Genomic DNA, 18,299 nt, shown 5'->3' with positions numbered 1-18,299 from the left:
CTAGGCCTCGATTCAGGCAAGCATGACGTGGACGGCGCTTCGCGGCGCGCCTGCCAAGCTGATCAGTGCAATGCTGTCGGGGACTGAGGGAATGAAAGCGCGTTCGAACTTGCATCCTTGGCCGCCCGCGGCTTCTTTGAGCCGGCCGGCTTCGCGGTCTTACCGGCGCGCGAAGGTGGTCGGCACAGGACGCAGGCGTATGTGGTGTGGCGGTGCTCATGCGCATGAGCAACGAAAAGCCCACCGCAGTGGGTGCAGGGGACCAGTTCCAGCATCCCACTGTCGAAAAACCGGACCATCGTGGCAGCGCGGGTGAAGTCCAGAACTGGGACGTCGTCCTGGCCGGTGCACTGTTCCAGGTAGATCCTGTAAGACTTGATGAGGGCCGGAAGCTTTTCCTCGCCCGCCTGTTCCAGCATGAATTTGTAGACGTTGTAGAAGACCGAGCTGTGGATATTGGCTTGCCACGTCATGTGCCAGTCGGTCGAGAAAGGGAGCAGGCCCTTTGGCGGCGACATGCCCTTGAGCTCCTTGTAGAGCTTGATCAACCGTTCGCGACTGACGCTGGTGACGGACTCGACGAACTGGAGTCGCGCGCCCAGGGTGAAGAGCTCAACGGCTAGCTTCACATGCCCTATGTCGCCGAGAACGGTCTTCTCGGTCATGCGCAAGCCAGCGCGACATTCGAGGGCCGGGCCGACATCAGTATGGACATGTGGGCCTGCTGCAGGTTGGCCGACTGCTCCTCGCTGACGGATGCAGTGACCGGAAGATTCTGCAGGCGGAATCCGCAGAGCAGTTCACTGCTGCCAGCTGCTTTCACGATCTGGCCGAGGGACATTGCGGAAAGCAGATCAGCCAATTCACGCGAAATTCCCAGCCGAAACATTGCTGCAGCGCGGTCCTGTTTAACCAACTTTTGCGCCAATAGCATGTACGCCAAATTGATATCGCCAATTTCACGGTCCATTGCCGGGTCAACAGCATCGCCAGTCTGAAAATTCACTTGAGTTCCGGTGTTAGATAACTTGAGGAAAGTAGAACACAGCCCCCGGAGTCACTCTGTGTAATTTGCAAACACATGAGAAATACTGTGACTTTGATCACGCCCTGTGTGGGAAGGCTCCTACAGACCAGACCCACTTCTGCCGATAGCTACAGCATTGGTATTAGGTTTTCGAGTGTCGTTTCGCCTCCGTCACCCAGCCCTTCACGGACCGCAGTACTGCAGAAGTTCCTAGTGTGCGTGGTTCGATAGCCAGCGCGTGCGTTTCATGCTGGAGAGTGCTCATCCGAATGGCGCGAGATAAGCTCGTTCCAATTGCGAGGAATTTCCGGAGAAGTGCGACGTCGGCCAGAACGTTTAATCATTGATGGATTTCGATTGTTGTGCGCGACGCGTACAACTTACTTATTAGTATCGGATGCCGGGTGGCGCCAAGGAAGGGTAGATCGTGACTTTGTTCTGTTTGCGAGTGATGTCAGATCACTAGAATCAATTACTGCAAGTCGCCGTTCAATTCCGCGCGTCGACTGAGCGTCGTGATCATCATTTAACCCATAAGGGAATTTGATATGACGCGCTCTAATTTAGTTTATTGCTTGAGTCTTGCACGATGTCCCAGTTCCCGCTGCAGTCTTGTTACCCAGCCATCCCTTCTCACCGCAGCCTAGTGCCCCACGAGCGATCAACTGCGCTTGACGTAGGGCACGCCTACCGTTTGAGTGTCCTGGCAGTCCTGCCGCCGAGAACCTCGATCGCCATGGTTCGAGAAAAGGCCTTCGATCAGTCGATCGGTTGGCTCGATTCGATGCTGGATGCGGGTTGGTTCAATGTGCCCGATACGGTCTGCTGCCCAGCGAAGCCGAGTGGGATGATGGCTGACGTGGCGTTGTACTGTGCGGATGCGCTTCCGAACATTGCGGCGCTTGCTGGGGTCTGCGACGCCGCAATCACCGAGGAGGATGGTGCCTGGGTTCCTGCCAGCATCGCCGCCGTGCCCGGCTTTGAGCCATTGCTGCTGAGGATCGCAACCCGCTTTTTCTCTTCGTTCTCCCAACGCAAGGCTGAGGGAACGGCCGCCGGGCTCGGGACACGCCAGTGGGACGAGAACGAGGAATGGCTGGCGCAGAAGACGCGCACTGACACTGCGCAGGTCCTGCTGCAGCTTGCGGCGGCCGTGAACAGCGCGCGTGGCATTGCAGTCGTCCTCGAGGCATGCCCAGAGGCGATCTCCATGTACAGCAGCGCCGCGCTATGGGGTGCGGCCGCCCCGAAGGGCGTCTTGCCCAGAGTAAACGCAGGACTGACAGCGATCCAGTTCTCCTCGCACGCCGCCCTTGATGAACTGGTCCGTTGGGGCTGGTCGGCGGCGCATCCAGCCGCCGCCTACCCCAAGGGGTACGCGATCGAGCACCGAGGCGACGGGCGGAAGAACCCGCTCAAGAACACCGCCATGCTCGCCGAAGTCCTGTCGTATGGCGCCATTCAGTGCACACCAGTGATGCTGGATCGGGTGCTCGGGATGATCCGCGAGGGAGGTAGCTTTCGCCCACTCGATGCCGGTCCACTCTTCAGCATTGCGGATTCCGTCCTCGCGCGGGATCCGGCGAACAGTAACGTGGAGATGTTCGTCGACGTGTTTCGGATGGCGGGTGTTTTCGACATGGACCTGGGCCGCTCTGTGCGCAGTGCAGCCACGTTTGGGCGCATCGAGGTCCTCCAAGGCCTGCGCGGCCCCTTCCCATGGGCACAACTTCTGGATGTTGACGATCACCTGATCGTCAAGCTGCTGGCCTCAAACTCGCTCGAAGCCTCTCCTGAGAGGTACGAGACCGTCATCGTCTATCTGATGGATCGGGTCGAGGAAGAGGGCATGGGGCACCTGCTCCACGGGCCCTGGGCGGAATGCCGCGAGGAGATCGTCAGGTGGGCGTTTCACCACCATCTCTACCGCGTGATCGGCCGGTTGATCAACGGCGGACTGACTCCGGAGGAGACGTTCACCAAGGGCATGTCGGTGCTTGAGCATGCGCGCATCCACGGCAACGCTGTCGTGATCGACATGATTCTGTCGTTGCGCGCGCGGAGTCGTGCGCAGCAGGTGCTCGACCTCATCGCCACCGCGGAATCCACAGAAATGCAGACGGGTTTCGGCGTAGCGACTGATTTTGGCAAGAACGCGCCAGTCTAGTAAATCGTCCGATTGGTGCGCTAAATCGGCAGAGCGATAAACTGCCGCATGGAAGCGATTATCACGGGCGGCAGCCCTATTTCCGGCGACGCGTTGACTCAAGGGCGTGGCCGCAGTCGCGCGCCCGCTCAGACGGACGTGGAGCGTTCGATGGTGTTGGCGACTCTGAACGGTCAAGAGCGCGCTACATTCCTCGCGAACCGGGCCGTTGACTTCGACATGGACTGGCTGAGGTTGGCGCTTGAGGGCGACTACTTCGTGGTCGCGGACAACCCCAAAGCGGTCGACACCGTGCTGAGCTCATTCGCCTTCCTGACTCGATCCACCATCCGAAGCGTTGACGAGGATCCTGAGCTCGGCAAGCTGAGCGGGCCCGTGAGCTACCTCGAATTGAATGCGCCTGCCGACGTGGCCAACTACGTCCGTCGGTTTGCGGATCAACTATGCGCGCAATTCGCCATGATCCGAGCGAAAGATCCGTCTTATGACGACGTTGGCTCCAGAGAGCATGACAGCTACCTGGCGGCCACGCGACGATTGGATCGAGTCGCTGCCCACACGCTGATTGCCGCCTGCGCGCTGGACCTACCGGATACCGTCCGTCAGGTGCTGCACGAGCGGCCTGAAGCTCTGCAAGTCAGCGTCGCTGCACGCGTGCTGGGAAGCGCGTTGAGCGACTACGTGCCGGAGATTGACCGCACCGAGTTCACGCCGCTCTATTTCGCCATGCAGTACTCCAATCGCCCGTGCATGGAGCTGATGGTGAAGCTGGATCGAACGGGTAACCAGTCAATGGTCCAGCGTAGTTCGTTCGAGGATGTCGCCGAGGCGATGGGCGACACCGTCTTCCCTGCGTGCTTGCCAAGCTCTTTCGAGTTCGCCTTGGCTTCGCGCCTTGCGAGCACGCGTATTGCGATCGACGAGGTGGACCTTGGCGCCCGAATGGTGACCATTCTCGAGGGGAGGGGGCGTGCACGCGGTTTCGAGCCCTACCTGCCGGTCTTCACCCGCCTCGGAATTTGGGAGCAGGATCCCACCGGGTACATGCGAACCGCCGTCGAGAACGGCCACCAGGAAATCGTGCGAGCAATCCGAGGCGCAGTCGATTGGCCAAGGTTCATGGTCGACTATGCAAGCTCGCCGATCGGAAATGCCTTGCGCCGCTCGTTCGAATGGGACCAGGCCAACTCGGAGAAGAAGGTCGAGCGCTTTGAGTCAACCATCATGGAACTCTTTGCCAAGGCGCTTGGCGACGAGCGGGGTGGAAAAGCATTCGTCGCGCACGTCTTCAGCGCCGGCCACGGACCCGATATCGCCTTCGATCCAAGCGCCGTGACGCTCCAGCCGCTGCAGGACGTCGTTATTCAAGGCATGGGCCGTGTACTTCTTGCCATGCTCGAGAGCGGGCTCGAGCCGACGCGTCGATACTTCGACGATTGCCAGACGCCGCTCGAGCTCGTCGAATTCTTCGGGGAGGATGCCGAGAAGTGTGCGGACCTGATGCGAGCTTTCCAGGCGCGCAAGCAGGCGACGTCGATTCTCGACATTGCGGAGGTCGCGGATGTGGTCGACGCCGGGTGCGGCAGCCACGGCGCGCGCGCCTTGGCCACGCGACCCTAAGCCGCCAGGTGGCTCGCCCGATCTTCCTCAACCAGCACCATACGCGCCTTGCTTATGCACGAACGTTCGGCCCCCGCGTTCCCCGGTAGCGCATTCAAGCCCGGTGTGGGCGGGCTGGTGCTGGTTGTGGCCACGATACTGGCGCCTGGACACGCGCACGGCTTCTGGGGGCTGTTAGGCAAGGCCGCAAGCGGCGCCGGGAAGGCCGCCGCAGGAGGTGCGGGGAAAAGCGCAGCAACCGGTGTAGTTGCCGCCGAAACTCTCGCCGAGGCCGGAGCCGTGCGTCGGGCCGCTGGTGCAGCCGGCGCCGGCGGTACCGACGACTTCGCGCGCGGAAGCTTAGCGGGCGCGGCCGAGCACAGCGTTGTGAACGCTGCACTGCCTCCGGAGGTTGCGGCTTACCTCGCCAAACCTGCGAGGGACGTCACGTCCAAGGAGGCTGCAAAACTGATGACGAGCTACGAAGAGCTCGTCGCGCGCGCAGGTAGGACAGGCGATTACGCCGCCTTTGTCGAAGGAAAGACCGCGCTGCACGCCCGTACGAAGGAGATCCCTCCTTCGGGCCCCGTGCCCTTTGCGACGAAGCCAGCACCAGGTCTGTCGGCGGAGGGCTTCCGTTTGATCGTCCACGCTTCCAACGCAGGGCACAAGGCAGCGCAGTCCGAAATCGACGCGCTATGCACTCCTGGATCCCCGGCCGCGAACAGGTTCAACGTCCAGATTCGATTCAGCAAGGCGTATCAGGAAATGTGCGCCGCTCGCGGGAAGAGCTCCATCGGTCGCTAGCGGAAATTGCTAGCCAAGAAGAAACGAATGCCGCATACGCGAGCGGCAAGAGAGCTTCCGCAAACTTGTGCCCCGCGTCGCAAATTGCACCTTTTCCTAGCGTCGGCATGATGAGCGGGTCACCCCTCTGTCAGATCGCCATGCTCCCCGCCATCTCTCCTCCAGCACGCGCCGAGATGATCAGCGCATTCCGAGTACTGGATCTCGACATGGCGCTTGAGCTCCTCGCGCGCCGCTCGCAAACGGCAGATGTGGAGTGGGCCCGCGCCGCAGTCGAGGCGGGTGTGCTGGCGAACCCGCACCTGAGCCCGAGTGGCCTTCGTACGGTGCTTCCATTCGTCAACCTGGGGAGACAGGCGCCGGTATTTGCCAATTCGTCGCCGACCCCGATCAACACCTGGGTGCTTGAGCCAAAACCGTGGATGCACGAATGGCTCGATGTCGTGGCACATGGCGTCGAAGCAGGTGAACTCAGCCGCGGTGCGAGGGTGTCGGTGCGCCATCTGGCCACTGCGTTGATCGTCGCGGCAATAGCGGTCGATGACCGGCACCAGCTCAGCCGATTACTGCAGGCTTACCCAGCGGCACTCAACGCTCTTACGCACCGCGACACGCTGCCCCGCTGGCTTTCGGGCGCTGCCCAAAGCGACCAGGCGAGCGGTCTTACTGCTTACGGTATCGCCATCGCTCTAGGCCGGCACGATTGCATGACTGTCCTTCGGGCCCACTATCGCGGCGACACGATGCCCGTTGCTGGGGATGGCGACATCGGGACGGTCGGTGCGACGCGCTTCCTGAAGGTGGCGGCGCTCAACGCCAGGCCTGAGTCCCTTGCCCTCGCGCTGAAGCATCAACTGACCGCTGACGCGGCGAGGCTCGCCCGCATGGGTGCATCCCCGCCGACCAGTGATCACTACCAATTCCTGCTCAGGGATGCATGGGGCGCCATGAAGGAAGAGCAGGAGAACGAAGACATGCGCTACGTCGGCGCCTACCTGGAAGCTGGCGTATACGACCTGGCGCCGGCGATATCGTTCGAGCAAGCAATCAGTCATGGCCAGCCGACGGTGGTTCGCCATTTCCGGGGACGTGTTCCATGGGCTGAGACCAACTTCACGACGTCCAGCGAAAAGTCGCCCATGATGCAGGCGCACATCGACTCCCAGATGAACAGCCGTGTCGAGCAGTACGAGGAAGCCATGATGGCGGCCGTCGAGCTTGCAGAAGAGGACGGCCAGGTACACCGGGTTCTTCACCAGTTCGTGATCGACAAGGTGGGCGGCGAGGTCGTGCCGCCGCATGAACGCGACATTGCTCCACTCAGCTTCACGGTCGGCATGCGATTCCATCGTCTCTTGGCCAAAACCTTGGAGCATGGCTTGGAGCCGGAGGTGGCAATGGCCCCGGGCGTACGGTCTCCACTGGCCGTTGCCGAGCAGCTCAGCGAGGAGGGCGCGGCGCTCATGCGCTCCTGGATGGCACGGAACAAGCTCGACGGGTTGTTTCGGAAGCTCGCCACGGGTGCTGGTACCGCCCTGACCTAGGTGTGTCGCGTCCCCCTGCTGCGGCGAAGTGGCCACCGGCGATCGCCGCCCGAGGCCATTCAACGCGCTCGCAGCGGTACCGGAGTGTCGCCCCGAAGGCGGAGGAGGGACACATACCGGTCGATGGAGACCTTGCTGGCCGGCCACTCGTCGGCCCATAGTGCAATGCGGTTGGGCAAATCCGAATCCTCCCAGGCAGGGTGGAGTCCGTTCAGTATCGCGATACCCCGCGGTGACACCAGCAGTCGGCGCGTAGGGGCGCCCATTTCCCACAGCAGATCCCGCGCGACGAGGCTCCGGACGTACAGTGCTGCGTCGGCGACGATATCGACGAGAGGGTGAGCCTTCAACCGGCCGGTGCCTGGCCACTGTTCAAGGGTCGAAGTCATGGAAGCCTGCGTTAGCGGCGGCTGAGTCTTCAGCCAGAAGAGGACTTGCAGTTCGACCGGGCCGAGAACGGTCACGCCGGCATCGCTCGCCACCGCTGCGCGCTGCCTATCAAGCACGGTCCTCAACGCTTCGTCAATGTACGTTCTGGCTGACAGGTGCAGCGCCGGGGGTTCGTTGTCTGGATCGAGTTGCACGCGTGAAATACTTCCTAGCCTAGATTGTGGGCAACTTGCGTGATCTTCGATCATCCGAAGCGAGCTTTTCCTTGGCAAATTGCCCAATGAAACAGTGGATAACTCGGTGGGTAAGTCGGTGTGGATCACGCCGGGACGTTAGCTGACGCGGCTTCCAACAAAATGCCCACTTTGTAGGCACTCGCTGGCACGGTAGTTGCCTCTCGGGCGTGGCACGGCGATTAATGAAGTGCACGAAAACTGCACAAATATCGCGACGCGCCAAAATCGCGCGATGGACACTGATAATCGCGCACCCCGCTTCGGCCGCCAACTCACCAGCCGCGAGGGCTCTCTGTGATCACCGGGAAGCACCCCAGGGCAAGCACCCCGGCGGAGAGGGTCTTGGTGCTCGCGACTCTCGAGGATCGCGTCGCTCCATTTTTTGGCGACTGCATGGCTGACCACAGCGCGGAGTGGCTCGAGGCCGCCATCGACGCTGGGGCGTTCGCCCTTACCAGCGAGATGAACGGGCGATTCCAGCCAACCGGTCATACCGCGGTGTATCCGATGGTGCTGGCGATCAGCGAGTGCATCCGACGAGCGGTGAGCCCAAAGCAGACGAGCGACCCCCTGCTCGGCCCAATGCAACCTGCGCACAACGTCGTCAACCTGGCACCCGATCCAGACTTCAAGGCTGCGTTCGAAATGGCGGTCGAATACTTCGTTCGCGACCACGAGCGTGCGCTTGAGCGCGCCGGCCGCCCCTTCACCGGCGTATTCATGGTGGAGGTGAACTACATGATGGCCGCCCTGATGGCAACTGCATGTGCGCTCGACGCCCGCGATGCGCTTGCAATGCTCCTCGAGGCGGCGCCACATGCGGCGACTGCAACTGTCGAGTTTGGGCAGCAGGCCCTGCAAGCATCGAATGTGCTCTCGTACGTGCAACTCACCCCTTACGGATGGGCGCTGCAGTTCTCCCGGGTCGAGTGCATGAAGTTGATCGAAGCCGCTTTCGAAGGCGACGTCATCGAGCTTGGCAAGCCAGCGACTGAAAACCGCCTCTTCGACGCACTCACCATGCACGAGCGCTTCACGCCCGCTTGCTGGCCTCACGCCTATGCGCACGCCATGCGGGTCGCGATGGCCGCCTGTTCCGACCCTGAAGCGCATGCTTCCTTGGACCAACACGCGCATACCGTGCTCTCCGTCGAAGACCGTTCCACGGGGCTGGCTTCGTACGTGCCGGCATACATCGCCGTTGGGCTGTATGACGCCTATCCGACACACGCTTTCGACGTCGCCTGCGCGGGCGGGCATCCGGAAGTGCTGCGCCACGTGGCGGACAAAGTCGTTTGGGCTCGATCAGCTTTCTCGTGTGATCCGACCCACAACCCGTTGATCGGCGCCTTGAACGCCTTCAAAGAAGGCTCCATCGCGAAGGACGAATTTGAGCGCAGCATGCTTTTCGTCATCGACAAAGCCATCGCCGATGGACAGGCAGACGTTGTGCTGAAGCAGTCCCTCATCCCCGAGCATGACGACGAGTACCTTGGCGGGTGCGGGCCGATAGCTCCACAGCCGCTCGGGCTCGTCATCGAGGAGGGTCTCGGTGAGGTACTCCTTCGCATGCTGCAACATGGGCTTGACCCGAATGCACCTGTCGCTCCTGGCGCGTGGACACCGGTCCAGATTGCTGACGAGCTGAACCCATCTATGGCCACTGTCCTGCGCTCATACAACTCACGGCAGCAGGTCATGACCCTGCTGGGGGAGCCAGCGCTGTCGCACACAACTTTCGCAACGAAATGAACATGAGCAGCTCTCCAACGGCCACCCTCCGCATCAACCAGATCGTCGAGTTCGACGGCCCAGGAGCGATCAAACAGGGCTACTTGCGCGAACGGGTGGGAGACATGGCCAGGGTGGAGAGCTTCGGCGGCACAAAGCTGTCGATTCCGATGAAGGCGCTGCGCGAGCCTGCGTATGACGGGCCGACTGCAGCCCAGGTCGAAGCTATTCAGGACATGCCCACGGTCGTGCGAATGCGGCGCGCGCTCGACCTGGTGGGCGATGCACGATTCATGGAACTGGTTGCCCAGCAGACGAAGGAGTATCGGCCGAGCACCGTTGACCAAGAAGCCATGATCGTCGAATCCGTGGCGATCCACATCGTTGCGCTCGACGTGGCTGCGCGGGGCGCTCGGAGCTTGGCGCTTCGGGATATCGCACCAATCTCGGACCGGACGACATGGCCAGCCTACTTGGCCACGATGCCTGAGACTGCATTATTGGCCACGATCAAAGCCCATTCGCAAGTCCTCAATACCGATTGGCTGCAAACGTTCGTCGACCTGCAGGTATTCGACGTGGGGCCGGAGTCGAGTGCCGCAACCGACGCGGCTGCGATGCAATCCGTCATCGACGCCTGGACTCAGCGTGTACAGGCCTTCACAGGCTTCATCAGCGGGATCACTTTCGACCAGCAACCTCAATCCGACGGCACTGAGAAACTGGCCGTTGCCGTGTTCGGAGCGCCTGAGCCCGTGAAGGCACTGTACGGGGACTTTGTCCGCACGGTCGTTGATCAACTGAGGCTGCTCGAACAACACGCGACCCTCGGGGGTGTAGCGACGGGCGCGGAGCAGATTGACCTTGCAATGGGCTACTGCCTTGCAGGCGCAGTGGTTCTGGATCTTCCCGATGCATGCCGCTCCATTGTTGGCGCGCGACGAGGTTCGCTCGTCAAGCAGATCCCCCTGCCAGAACTGGGCGGAGCACTCGCAGGCTTGTTCTCGGTCGACTCGGCTCCGTTCGATGGCGATGCGTTCGTGAATGCAGCATATGTCGCGATCCAGCTATCGCGGGTCGATTGCTTGGACGTGCTCATCGCCGAGGGCCTGCCCTCGGCGCTGCCGCTGGGCAGATGGGGCCGCAACTCGGTCCTGACCGTCGAAAAGTTCTGCCTGGGGCTGACGCCACACTGCTCACAGCTGATGATGACCCACTTGATGAACAAGCTGGGCGCATCGCAGGCGTTTCTCGACAGTGGAGACCGCGCCGCATTCGCTGAAACCGGAGTCACAGCGATGACGCTGTCTCCGCGGGGCAGATCTACCCGTGATTTCATCCTCACCATGGCTCGCCATGGATGGTTCGACACCGTAGCCGACGAGGCCTTGAAGGAGGCTTGCAACTACGGGTTTGCCGAAGTTGTCGCGGCAGTGGGTCCTCTGATCGACTGGAAATCTCGCAGCTTGGTCGACGATCGGCGGCTGTTTGGTGGCGTCGGTTCCGGCGACGTCTCGGATGAAGATCGAGAGCTGGTTCAAGACGCCTTGCTGGTGCTGGTTGACGTGGCGCAGCAAGCTGGGCAAGTCGAACGCATCCTCGAAGCCTCGACGCAGTTCAATCCCCAAGGTTCAAGGGGACCCGCTGTGTTCGGGTTGGCCGCCGCAGGCTTTCACCGGACGATCGTCAGATTGTTGGAGGTGGGGTTGGATCCCTTGAAGCCCATCGGGAGCGATGGGAAGTCGCTCCTTGCCGATGCAGACGAGAACGCGCCCGAGGCAGCGGCAGTCATCCGCACCTTCGTTTCGCGCCGGCGGGCCGCTGAGATAATCGACGCGGCGGGACCAACGCCTGCCCTGGGCGTCTGAAAGAGCCTCACGAGGCCTCCGAAACTGCAACGTTTGCTTTTCTGCTCAAAAATCGGCGTTCAGGAGAATCCCATGAAATCCAAGCCATTTACCGATCCCGAAGATCTGGGCCGCATGCTTGCATCGCTGCCTGAAACCGCACTGCTTACGTACGTGCGAACGCAGGCGCGTGTGATGAACGCCGAAGTCCTGGCCGTCATCGTCAGTGACGGCGTGCTCGAGGTCGAGCTCGACGGCGTCGATGCACCCAGCTTGAGCGACATGGCGGAGACGCTCGGAAATCGCCTGAGCGCTTTCTCGGCGTTCACCGATGGCATCTCGATGGACATCATCACGGAAGATCGCCGATTCGGTGCTCTGACCTCCGAGATGCCCATCGCGGTGTTCGGCGCCCCAGCCAAGCCGCGCGCCCTCATCGAGAAGGCTGCGCACCAGGTTGCCGCCGACTACACCCTGTTGAAGGCGACCCCTGGCGTCGAGGACGAGCTGGCGTTGCACTCCGGCATCGCACGCCTGATGGCCGGCGCGATCGCTCTGGATCTGCCGAAAGCGGTCGAGGCGCTCGCTCAAGCTTGCCCTGAAGCGATGACGACGATGTTCCCGCTGAGCCGCCTGGGCAACGACGTCGAGCGCTTCGCACTGGCGGACGCAACGCACATGAAGGTGAACCCCTTCTTCACTGCGGTGCAACTGTCGCGCCAAGCCTGCCTGGAGGCAATGTTCGCGAAGGGCCTGGCCCCCAGCGCCCCGATGGGTGAGATGGGCGTGCACACCCCGAAGGAATTCGGCCTCGCTGATCACCTCGCCGTCTTCGCGCCGGTGTGCCGGCCCGAGGCACTCGCTCATGCGCTGAATCTGGTTTGGACCGCGCCTGGGTACCAGCAGAGCAGCGATGCGGAGGCGTTCAAGGCGAACGCCCTCCAGCTGCTCAAGAAGCTGGAGGATGACCCTTGGCTTCTCGACTACGTGCCTGCGATCGCGTCGGTCGGTGTGTTCGCCAAGAGCCCGGCCGCGGCTGTGCAAGCAGCGCTCGCGTCCGGTGAGCCGACGGCAGCAGAGGCTGTCTTGGATGGCCTGAGGGTCGCCGGCGTCGACATCCAGGCCGCCAGCGCTGAAGCGGAGGCAACGTTCCCTCAGGCTGCACAGGCCATGAAGGCTTTTGCGGTTCGCGAGCGCGCCCTGGCGTTGTTCGACGCCCCGCCGACCGCAGCATCCACTAAACGTTTGGGCGTGTAACCGATGAAGTCGAAGCCATTCACCAATCCGGCCGACTACGGCCGCATGCTGGCGACCGTCGATGAGCAGACCCTGCTTGCGATGGTGGCCGCCGAATCCAAGGTCCTGAACGTCGACCGCATGCGCGTCATGGTCGAGGAAGGCCTCTTGAATGCCGCGCCGGCGACTGCCCAGCAGACCGACCCAACGGTCGACTGGGTGAACCGCATCTCGGCGTTCACGAGCTTCACGTACGGCATCACCACCGAGGTGTTGACTGCCGACGCACGGTTCGGGTCGCTGTACCGAGAAGCCGAGACCGCGGTTTTCGGCGCGACGGAGGATGCACGCTCCATGTTCGCGGCCGCAGTTGCGACTGTGATCGAGGAGCACGCTCGCTTGCTGAAAGAGGATCTGATCGACGAATACTCGGCTCTCGCGCACTCCGGTATGGCCCGCATGCTCGCCGGCGCAGTTGCAATGGACATGCCAGACCAGGTGCGTGCAATCGCGATCGCCTGCCCGGACGCGATGACGACGATGTTCGGGCTTCAGCGGTTGGGCGCGGCGATGCAGCAGCAAGTTCTGCCGCGCGCCGGCGAGGTGCCCGAGGTGCGCGTCAACGCCTACTTTTCCGCCCTTCAACTCTCTCGTGAAACGTGCCTCTCCGAACTGTTTGCGTGCGGCCTGCGTGCGGACACGGCAGTTGCCGAGGCTCGCTACGAGTCGTTCTCCGAGGTGGCCGCGGTGTTGGGCATGGCCTCGATCGTGGTGCCGGTTTGCACGCCGAGCGCGTTCGCACTGGTGCTGGATGCGATCGTCCAGCTGCGCGAGTTCCAACTCGCTGGCAAGAAGCGCCAGCTCGTGGAGTTCGCGCAGCTGGCTGCCGGCGCTGCGCCGTCGACCGAGGGTGAGCCCGCTGTGGCGCCGTGGCTGCGCAACTACGTTCCGGCATTCGCCCACGTCGGCGCCTATGACGATGCCGCTCTTGACGCGGTGCAGGCCGCTCTGCGCGATGGTCATGTGTCGGTCGTGATGCGCCTGGCGGACGCTGCTTACTGGGCGCAGGTCGGCTGGTTGTTTTCGACGGCGCAGTCGCCAATCCTGCACGCCGTGGCCACAGGTGATCCAGCCGACGCGCATCGGATCGAGGACGCGATTCTTGCGCTGCTGGCCAAGGCTGCTGAGTGCGGCGAGGCTGCGACTGCTGAGGCAACGTTCGTCGCGCCGGATGTGCGCAACGCGCTGGCGCTCGAGCCGATCCGCGCCTTTGCAGACAAAAACTACCATCGTCTGATCACGCACTACATCGCCCGCGGTTTGGACGTCCACGCTGAACCTCAGCCCGGGGTGAAATCTCCACTGGCCGTAGCGTTGAAGAACGCGCCTGCCAGCGCGGACGTGATGCGAAGCTCGAGCCTGCGCGGCCGAGCTTTGGACATCCTGAACTCCGCCAACTAGGTGAGCTCGCGCGGCGCGCTGCGCGATCCTGATTCACCCGTTTGGGAATACTTCCACCCGCCACATTTTTGGCACGAGGTAGGGGTTTTCGTGCTGGCTGACCGGATCATGCCGGACGGCACCAGGCAGCACCTTGTCGACGCCGAGATCCCAGAGCCTCTCGTTATCTCGAACGCATTGGTCTTTGGGGTCAACGCCGGCAACTCCTGACTGGCGCACCGGTCCGCATCACCCTGTCAACTCACACGCGTGAACCGGCTGACGGGGTGCATTGCCTCTTTGATTCCCGCGGCCTTTCCAGCCGCATCAAATCCTGGTAGCGCCGGCGGCTTATCCAGCAATAGGTCCATTGCCTCGACCAGAAGCCGCTCGTTCACCGGGTCCAGCCAGACGTCGCAAGGATGCGTGTCGGCCGCCAGCTCTGCGCGAATGCGAGCTGCCAACCGATTGCTCAGACGCCACTCCGCCTTGCCCATCGCTTTGAAGAGGGCTGCGCGCTTCGCCTGCGCGGCAATTGAATGCGAAGACGCCACGTGCATCGCGCCAATGGCCCCGTCGAGGGTGGCCCAGGCGCCGGGCGCCATTGCGAAAGGCGCCGACATCCCCAGCATTCCAATTGCAAAACCGGTGGGCGCAGCCATCAACGAGATCAACCGTCGCGCCTCGATACACAGCAGTCCGCACTCTAGGCGCGCCCCAAGTGCTCCAGGCCCGGACCGTTCCATGAGCGCACCCACTTCAGTACGTAGATCCTCGACGTTTGTGGTGCCCTTGAGCTTGTTCACTCGGCTGGCCATCACGCAGATGTTGCCCGGCAAATAGCCCAAAGTGTTGTCCAGGCGGTCGACCGACCAATCCGTCTCCGCCAGGGTGGCGTGAGTCAGTTCGACGCCAGAGACGGGGCAGAACCGGACGGAGATTTCTTCCATGTAAGACCTGGTGAGCGCCGAGCTCACCGGGATTTTTCGAGCGAAAGCGTTCCGCCGGACGCTCAGCACCTTGCGCATGAACATGTCGCTCCGGATGGCGGGGAGGGTGCGCCCATAGTTGTAGCCGCGCTCCACCTCGCCGTTGGCCGAATCGTGCTGCCAGGTCATCCGGCACCGTCCCAACTGCTCACCCAGTAGAAAGGCGTATCGATCGGACAAGGAGTCCTCCCTGTCCAGCTCGGCATCCACTGGATCAAACGCAGCGAGAAAGCTCGGCGTCCCAGTCCAGAAGCGTCCGGGCTGCAGGAGACCCTCACGTCCGGCTGTAACCGTCGTTGCGGCCCTCACGGCTTGTTCCAGTCTGGGCGCAGCGCCAGGATGAGCGCGTGCTCGATGCGATCAGCAGCCGCGGCGGTGTCACCCGGCAGGCTCGAGAGCAGGCCGCCTCCGAGCGTCGGCGGCACATCAGTGACCGGCGAGTAGCGCAGCGTGAAGTGCCGCGATTCACCTGAGCGCAGAGCCGCGGCGATCGCGAACACGCATCCGCCCGACCTCGTCGAGTGAGTCCAGTAGGTCTTGGCGGGGCCACCTACGCCGGGTCGCATCCATCGGTGGAGGACGTTGGACTCCAGGCTCTTCCCGACGTAGCGGACACGCTCTTGGTCGTCCAACACGAAGTACACGAACGGACCTGTGCTGGACGCCTTCTCCTTGGGAAGCGTCTTACGGCCGGCACTAGGCAGGGGGCCAACTATGGGGTACTCGTGGTGGGCGAATGCAGCCTTGTTGCGGCGGAAGGTCCCAGGGATGATGGCGTCAAAGCGCCATGCCACGTGCGTATCAAAGGTGGACGGAAGGGTCGACGGCATAAACAGTACTCCAGGTCGTATGACAGGCCACAGGGCTTAGGGAGCCTGTGGGTGCTGCACCGGAAGTGATGCAAGCACGAGGAGTACTTTCGGTGCTGCCTTTAGGCTCATTTGCCACCTCAAGCCGCAACAATTATTCGATCGCATCCATGCGTTGTGCCAGATCCTTTTCAAGGCTGTACAGCCGCGCGAACGTGTACTGATGCAAGGAAATTCGCGACCAGGTTGCTCCCTTGACAAGCTTCCCGGCGAAACGATCGAGCATAGCGGTGACGGTTGATTCGGAACCTCCGCCGCGCTCATCGAGCATGCGACGGAGCGAGGTGCGGGTGGGGTCGGCTGCCCCCTGCGAAGACACGGATCCATCGATGATCGCGCGCTTCACAAGCGCAACCTCATCCGCCTCGGATAGCAGTGCAAAGCGGCGGCCGCCATGGGTGTGCGCTGGCTGTCCGCGAATGGCTCGATTGCGTGCCCTGGAGACCCAATACCGATCTCGGCCGACGATGTCGGCCGTGTCAGCAAGGGAGAAGCCTAGAAGGGGCAAAAGGACCGCTTGAGCCGCACGCAGATCTTCCGCGGTGTCCGCTGCTTTGACCGCTTGAACAGCGGCGTCCAGGCCGCCGCTTGCCTCGTTTGGTTTCCGTGCCATCTGCGCCTCCACTCGAGGCCAGAATTGTTGCACGCCCTCAATCTTTGGAGGACGAGGCGCGCCTCAATTCGCCGGCGAGCCGGCGGAAGTGAGCTCCAAGGTCCTGACGTTCCTGGCCACGCGGATATGGCGATCGGATGGGTTGCTTCCCGTTATCGGACTCCAGCGTACCCTGAACCAAGCAAGGGCTCTGCCGCCCGGCGCTCACGAGTTGATCTTGAACCCAAGACTCGAAGGCCCGGGCGCCGAGTTCCTCAGGCTTCGTCCAGTAGCTGCCCGCACGAGGCACGTCCTCGATCGCTATCGACTGCTGCAGGAATTCGGAAGCCCTTATCTCCCAGGCCAACGCGCTCATCGTGGACACAAGCGGAGCGTCCGACTCCACGATCAACCGCCTGTTGAAGCAGTGCGCCGTGAGGTATGTGGTGGCGTGGTGCCGACCAAGCCGATGGTCAAGTGCGTGGAACCACTCGTGCGCCAATGCGCCCTGACCACGCATGCGGGTGACGTTCACGACACGCAGTGATGGTTCGTAGTGAGCTAGGGCAGCGCTGCTGCCCCGCGCCCCGATCGCGAGGCCGAGGCCGCCAAGACCCATCCAGCGACGCGGTAGCGCAAGCACGTCGGCGAGATCCGCCATGCCTTCGTAAACCGAGTTCAACCAGGCCTGGCGCTCCGCTTGGGGAACGGATTCCCCGAACTGCACCCCACGGAGATTGAACTCGGCGATGAGCGTCTGGGCGTCGATGTCACGTCCGCCACGGTAATCTGGGCCCGCGCGCTCCATCTCCTTGTCGAGAACCCGCTTGCGAACGGTGCCTGAAGCAGCCTCCAACTCGTCGAAGAGCTTGAAGCATTGGGCGATGGCCTCCGCTTCAGTGGCGAGCGCATCGCTCTTGAAGTAGTAGCCCTCGCCCTTGATCTGTCCAACACGCCACGTGCCATCCGTAAGTGAGGTCGGGACCAAGTTGAACCTCAAAGCTCGATCGCTGGCCGGCCAGCCGAGCTTGGGCAGCCATTGAGCCATGGCGCTTTGCCGAAGCGTGAAGGAGCCGAGCGGCCGGAGCCGCCGCTTGCCGCCCGGGCACGCCGCCCAATATGGAGCCATGTCGGTCAGAGGCAGGCGAGCGATGTCTTTCGGATTGGAGCCAAGGCGTCCCGCGAGCGTTCGCGCAACGCTCTTGGCAGTTTCCAACGACTTTGCCGAGTTGAAGAACCAGCATAGCCAGCGTACAGCTTGCTCGAAGGCCTGGGCCCAACGCTGTCCCGTCACGCCATACGCGCCATCAGCGCGAGGGCGAGCAGCGAGGCTGTCGTAGAGCATGGCGAGCCAAGCTGCACAGTCAACCGGCATTCCCTGTTGCACCTTGGCACGCCAATCAGGCTCAGGGAAAAGGTTCTCCAGCGTCAGCTCGCTCTCCGCCGCCGCCGGGCCCGTGGACCGGGACACCAGATGCTTCCGGGCATAGGGGATGAACGCGCCGGCGTCTTCGATGCGAGCGCCATCAGAGTCCTGGCCTGCTGCTTGGTCGAGGATGCTCATGTGTGAGCTCGCACCGAGCGCCGGCGCGCCGGCGTCTGCGCCGAAGACCTGCACTGGCTCTTGGGTCTCAACCGATCAGGGGCGCGGCGCAGAAACCGGGCTCCGAAAGACCCTGCCGAGAGCTGCAGAGATCCACGAGCGTGCGCGTCAAGTGGTCGAAGCCTCAGGCCACGGCGTGGTGTCGCGATCACGGCTGGGACTGACTTCATACGCCGATTATCAAGGGCCAGAGAGGTCGGTTGGCTCTCGTTCGCCGAGGCA

15 protein-coding genes are annotated in these 18,299 nt (G+C 62.5%); 8 read left to right on the top strand and 7 right to left on the bottom strand.

Annotation, left to right across the window (positions count from 1 at the left end):
- Window positions 1-62 precede the first annotated feature (62 nt).
- The gene (flhC, locus tag ACSFA0_RS25260; protein ID WP_435453018.1) at window positions 63-665 is read right to left on the bottom strand and encodes a flagellar transcriptional regulator FlhC; all 603 of its coding nucleotides are present in this window, start codon (window positions 663-665) and stop codon (window positions 63-65) included.
- Window positions 662-1,006 carry a flagellar transcriptional regulator FlhD gene (gene flhD, locus ACSFA0_RS25255; protein WP_435453017.1) on the bottom strand — a complete coding sequence of 115 codons (345 nt, stop codon included), beginning with the start codon at window positions 1,004-1,006 and terminating at the stop codon, window positions 662-664. Before flhD ends, flhC begins: the two co-directional genes overlap by 4 nt.
- A 757-nt stretch (window positions 1,007-1,763) precedes the next feature.
- Here flhD and ACSFA0_RS25250 point away from each other — a divergent pair.
- From ACSFA0_RS25250 to ACSFA0_RS25235, 4 genes are all read left to right on the top strand, one after another.
- Window positions 1,764-3,194, top strand: coding sequence for a hypothetical protein (locus tag ACSFA0_RS25250; protein ID WP_435453016.1), 1,431 nt, complete (start codon window positions 1,764-1,766; stop codon window positions 3,192-3,194).
- A 48-nt stretch (window positions 3,195-3,242) separates the two neighbouring features.
- Complete coding sequence (locus ACSFA0_RS25245) at window positions 3,243-4,814, top strand: hypothetical protein (protein WP_435453015.1); 1,572 nt, start codon at window positions 3,243-3,245, stop codon at window positions 4,812-4,814.
- Window positions 4,815-4,868: 54 nt separating this feature from the next.
- Window positions 4,869-5,600 (top strand): hypothetical protein, encoded by a 732-nt coding sequence (locus tag ACSFA0_RS25240; RefSeq protein ID WP_435453014.1) that lies wholly within the window; start codon window positions 4,869-4,871, stop codon window positions 5,598-5,600.
- A gap of 140 nt (window positions 5,601-5,740) precedes the next feature.
- Entirely contained in the window at window positions 5,741-7,144 is a 1,404-nt protein-coding gene (locus ACSFA0_RS25235) for a hypothetical protein (protein ID WP_435453013.1), read from the top strand.
- A 59-nt stretch (window positions 7,145-7,203) separates the two neighbouring features.
- On the opposite strand, the gene ACSFA0_RS25230 is transcribed toward ACSFA0_RS25235, so the two are convergent.
- On the bottom strand, window positions 7,204-7,728 hold the full coding sequence (locus tag ACSFA0_RS25230) for a hypothetical protein (protein ID WP_435453012.1): 525 nt from the start codon (window positions 7,726-7,728) through the stop codon (window positions 7,204-7,206).
- Window positions 7,729-8,112: 384 nt separating this feature from the next.
- Between ACSFA0_RS25230 and ACSFA0_RS25225 the strand changes: the two genes are divergently transcribed.
- The 4 genes from ACSFA0_RS25225 to ACSFA0_RS25210 all read left to right on the top strand — a co-directional run bounded on the left by ACSFA0_RS25225 (window position 8,113) and on the right by ACSFA0_RS25210 (window position 14,045).
- Window positions 8,113-9,522, top strand: coding sequence for a hypothetical protein (locus ACSFA0_RS25225; protein WP_435453011.1), 1,410 nt, complete (start codon window positions 8,113-8,115; stop codon window positions 9,520-9,522).
- Window positions 9,523-9,524: 2 nt separating this feature from the next.
- Window positions 9,525-11,369 carry a hypothetical protein gene (locus ACSFA0_RS25220; RefSeq protein ID WP_435453010.1) on the top strand — a complete coding sequence of 615 codons (1,845 nt, stop codon included), beginning with the start codon at window positions 9,525-9,527 and terminating at the stop codon, window positions 11,367-11,369.
- A 72-nt stretch (window positions 11,370-11,441) separates the two neighbouring features.
- Window positions 11,442-12,605, top strand: a complete 1,164-nt coding sequence (locus ACSFA0_RS25215; RefSeq protein ID WP_435453009.1) for a hypothetical protein — start codon at window positions 11,442-11,444, stop codon at window positions 12,603-12,605.
- Window positions 12,606-12,608: 3 nt separating this feature from the next.
- Window positions 12,609-14,045, top strand: a complete 1,437-nt coding sequence (locus ACSFA0_RS25210) for a hypothetical protein (protein ID WP_435453008.1) — start codon at window positions 12,609-12,611, stop codon at window positions 14,043-14,045.
- Window positions 14,046-14,281: 236 nt separating this feature from the next.
- Here ACSFA0_RS25210 and ACSFA0_RS25205 read toward each other — a convergent pair whose 3' ends face one another.
- The 4 genes from ACSFA0_RS25205 to ACSFA0_RS25190 form a co-directional block, all read right to left on the bottom strand.
- Complete coding sequence (locus ACSFA0_RS25205) at window positions 14,282-15,193, bottom strand: hypothetical protein (RefSeq protein ID WP_435453007.1); 912 nt, start codon at window positions 15,191-15,193, stop codon at window positions 14,282-14,284.
- A gap of 125 nt (window positions 15,194-15,318) precedes the next feature.
- Window positions 15,319-15,843 carry a hypothetical protein gene (locus ACSFA0_RS25200; protein ID WP_435453006.1) on the bottom strand — a complete coding sequence of 175 codons (525 nt, stop codon included), beginning with the start codon at window positions 15,841-15,843 and terminating at the stop codon, window positions 15,319-15,321.
- A 133-nt stretch (window positions 15,844-15,976) separates the two neighbouring features.
- Window positions 15,977-16,528: a hypothetical protein gene (locus ACSFA0_RS25195; protein WP_435453005.1), complete on the bottom strand. Its 552-nt coding sequence runs from the start codon at window positions 16,526-16,528 to the stop codon at window positions 15,977-15,979.
- 4 nt (window positions 16,529-16,532) lie between these two features.
- Window positions 16,533-18,038, bottom strand: coding sequence for an LPD1 domain-containing protein (locus ACSFA0_RS25190; RefSeq protein ID WP_435453004.1), 1,506 nt, complete (start codon window positions 18,036-18,038; stop codon window positions 16,533-16,535).
- Window positions 18,039-18,299: the final 261 nt, after the last annotated feature.

The organism is Variovorax restrictus (assembly GCF_051216715.1).
Lineage (GTDB): Bacteria > Pseudomonadota > Gammaproteobacteria > Burkholderiales > Burkholderiaceae_C > Variovorax.
Note: the sequence above shows the minus strand (reverse complement) of the source record. Positions and strands in the feature narration are given on the sequence as shown.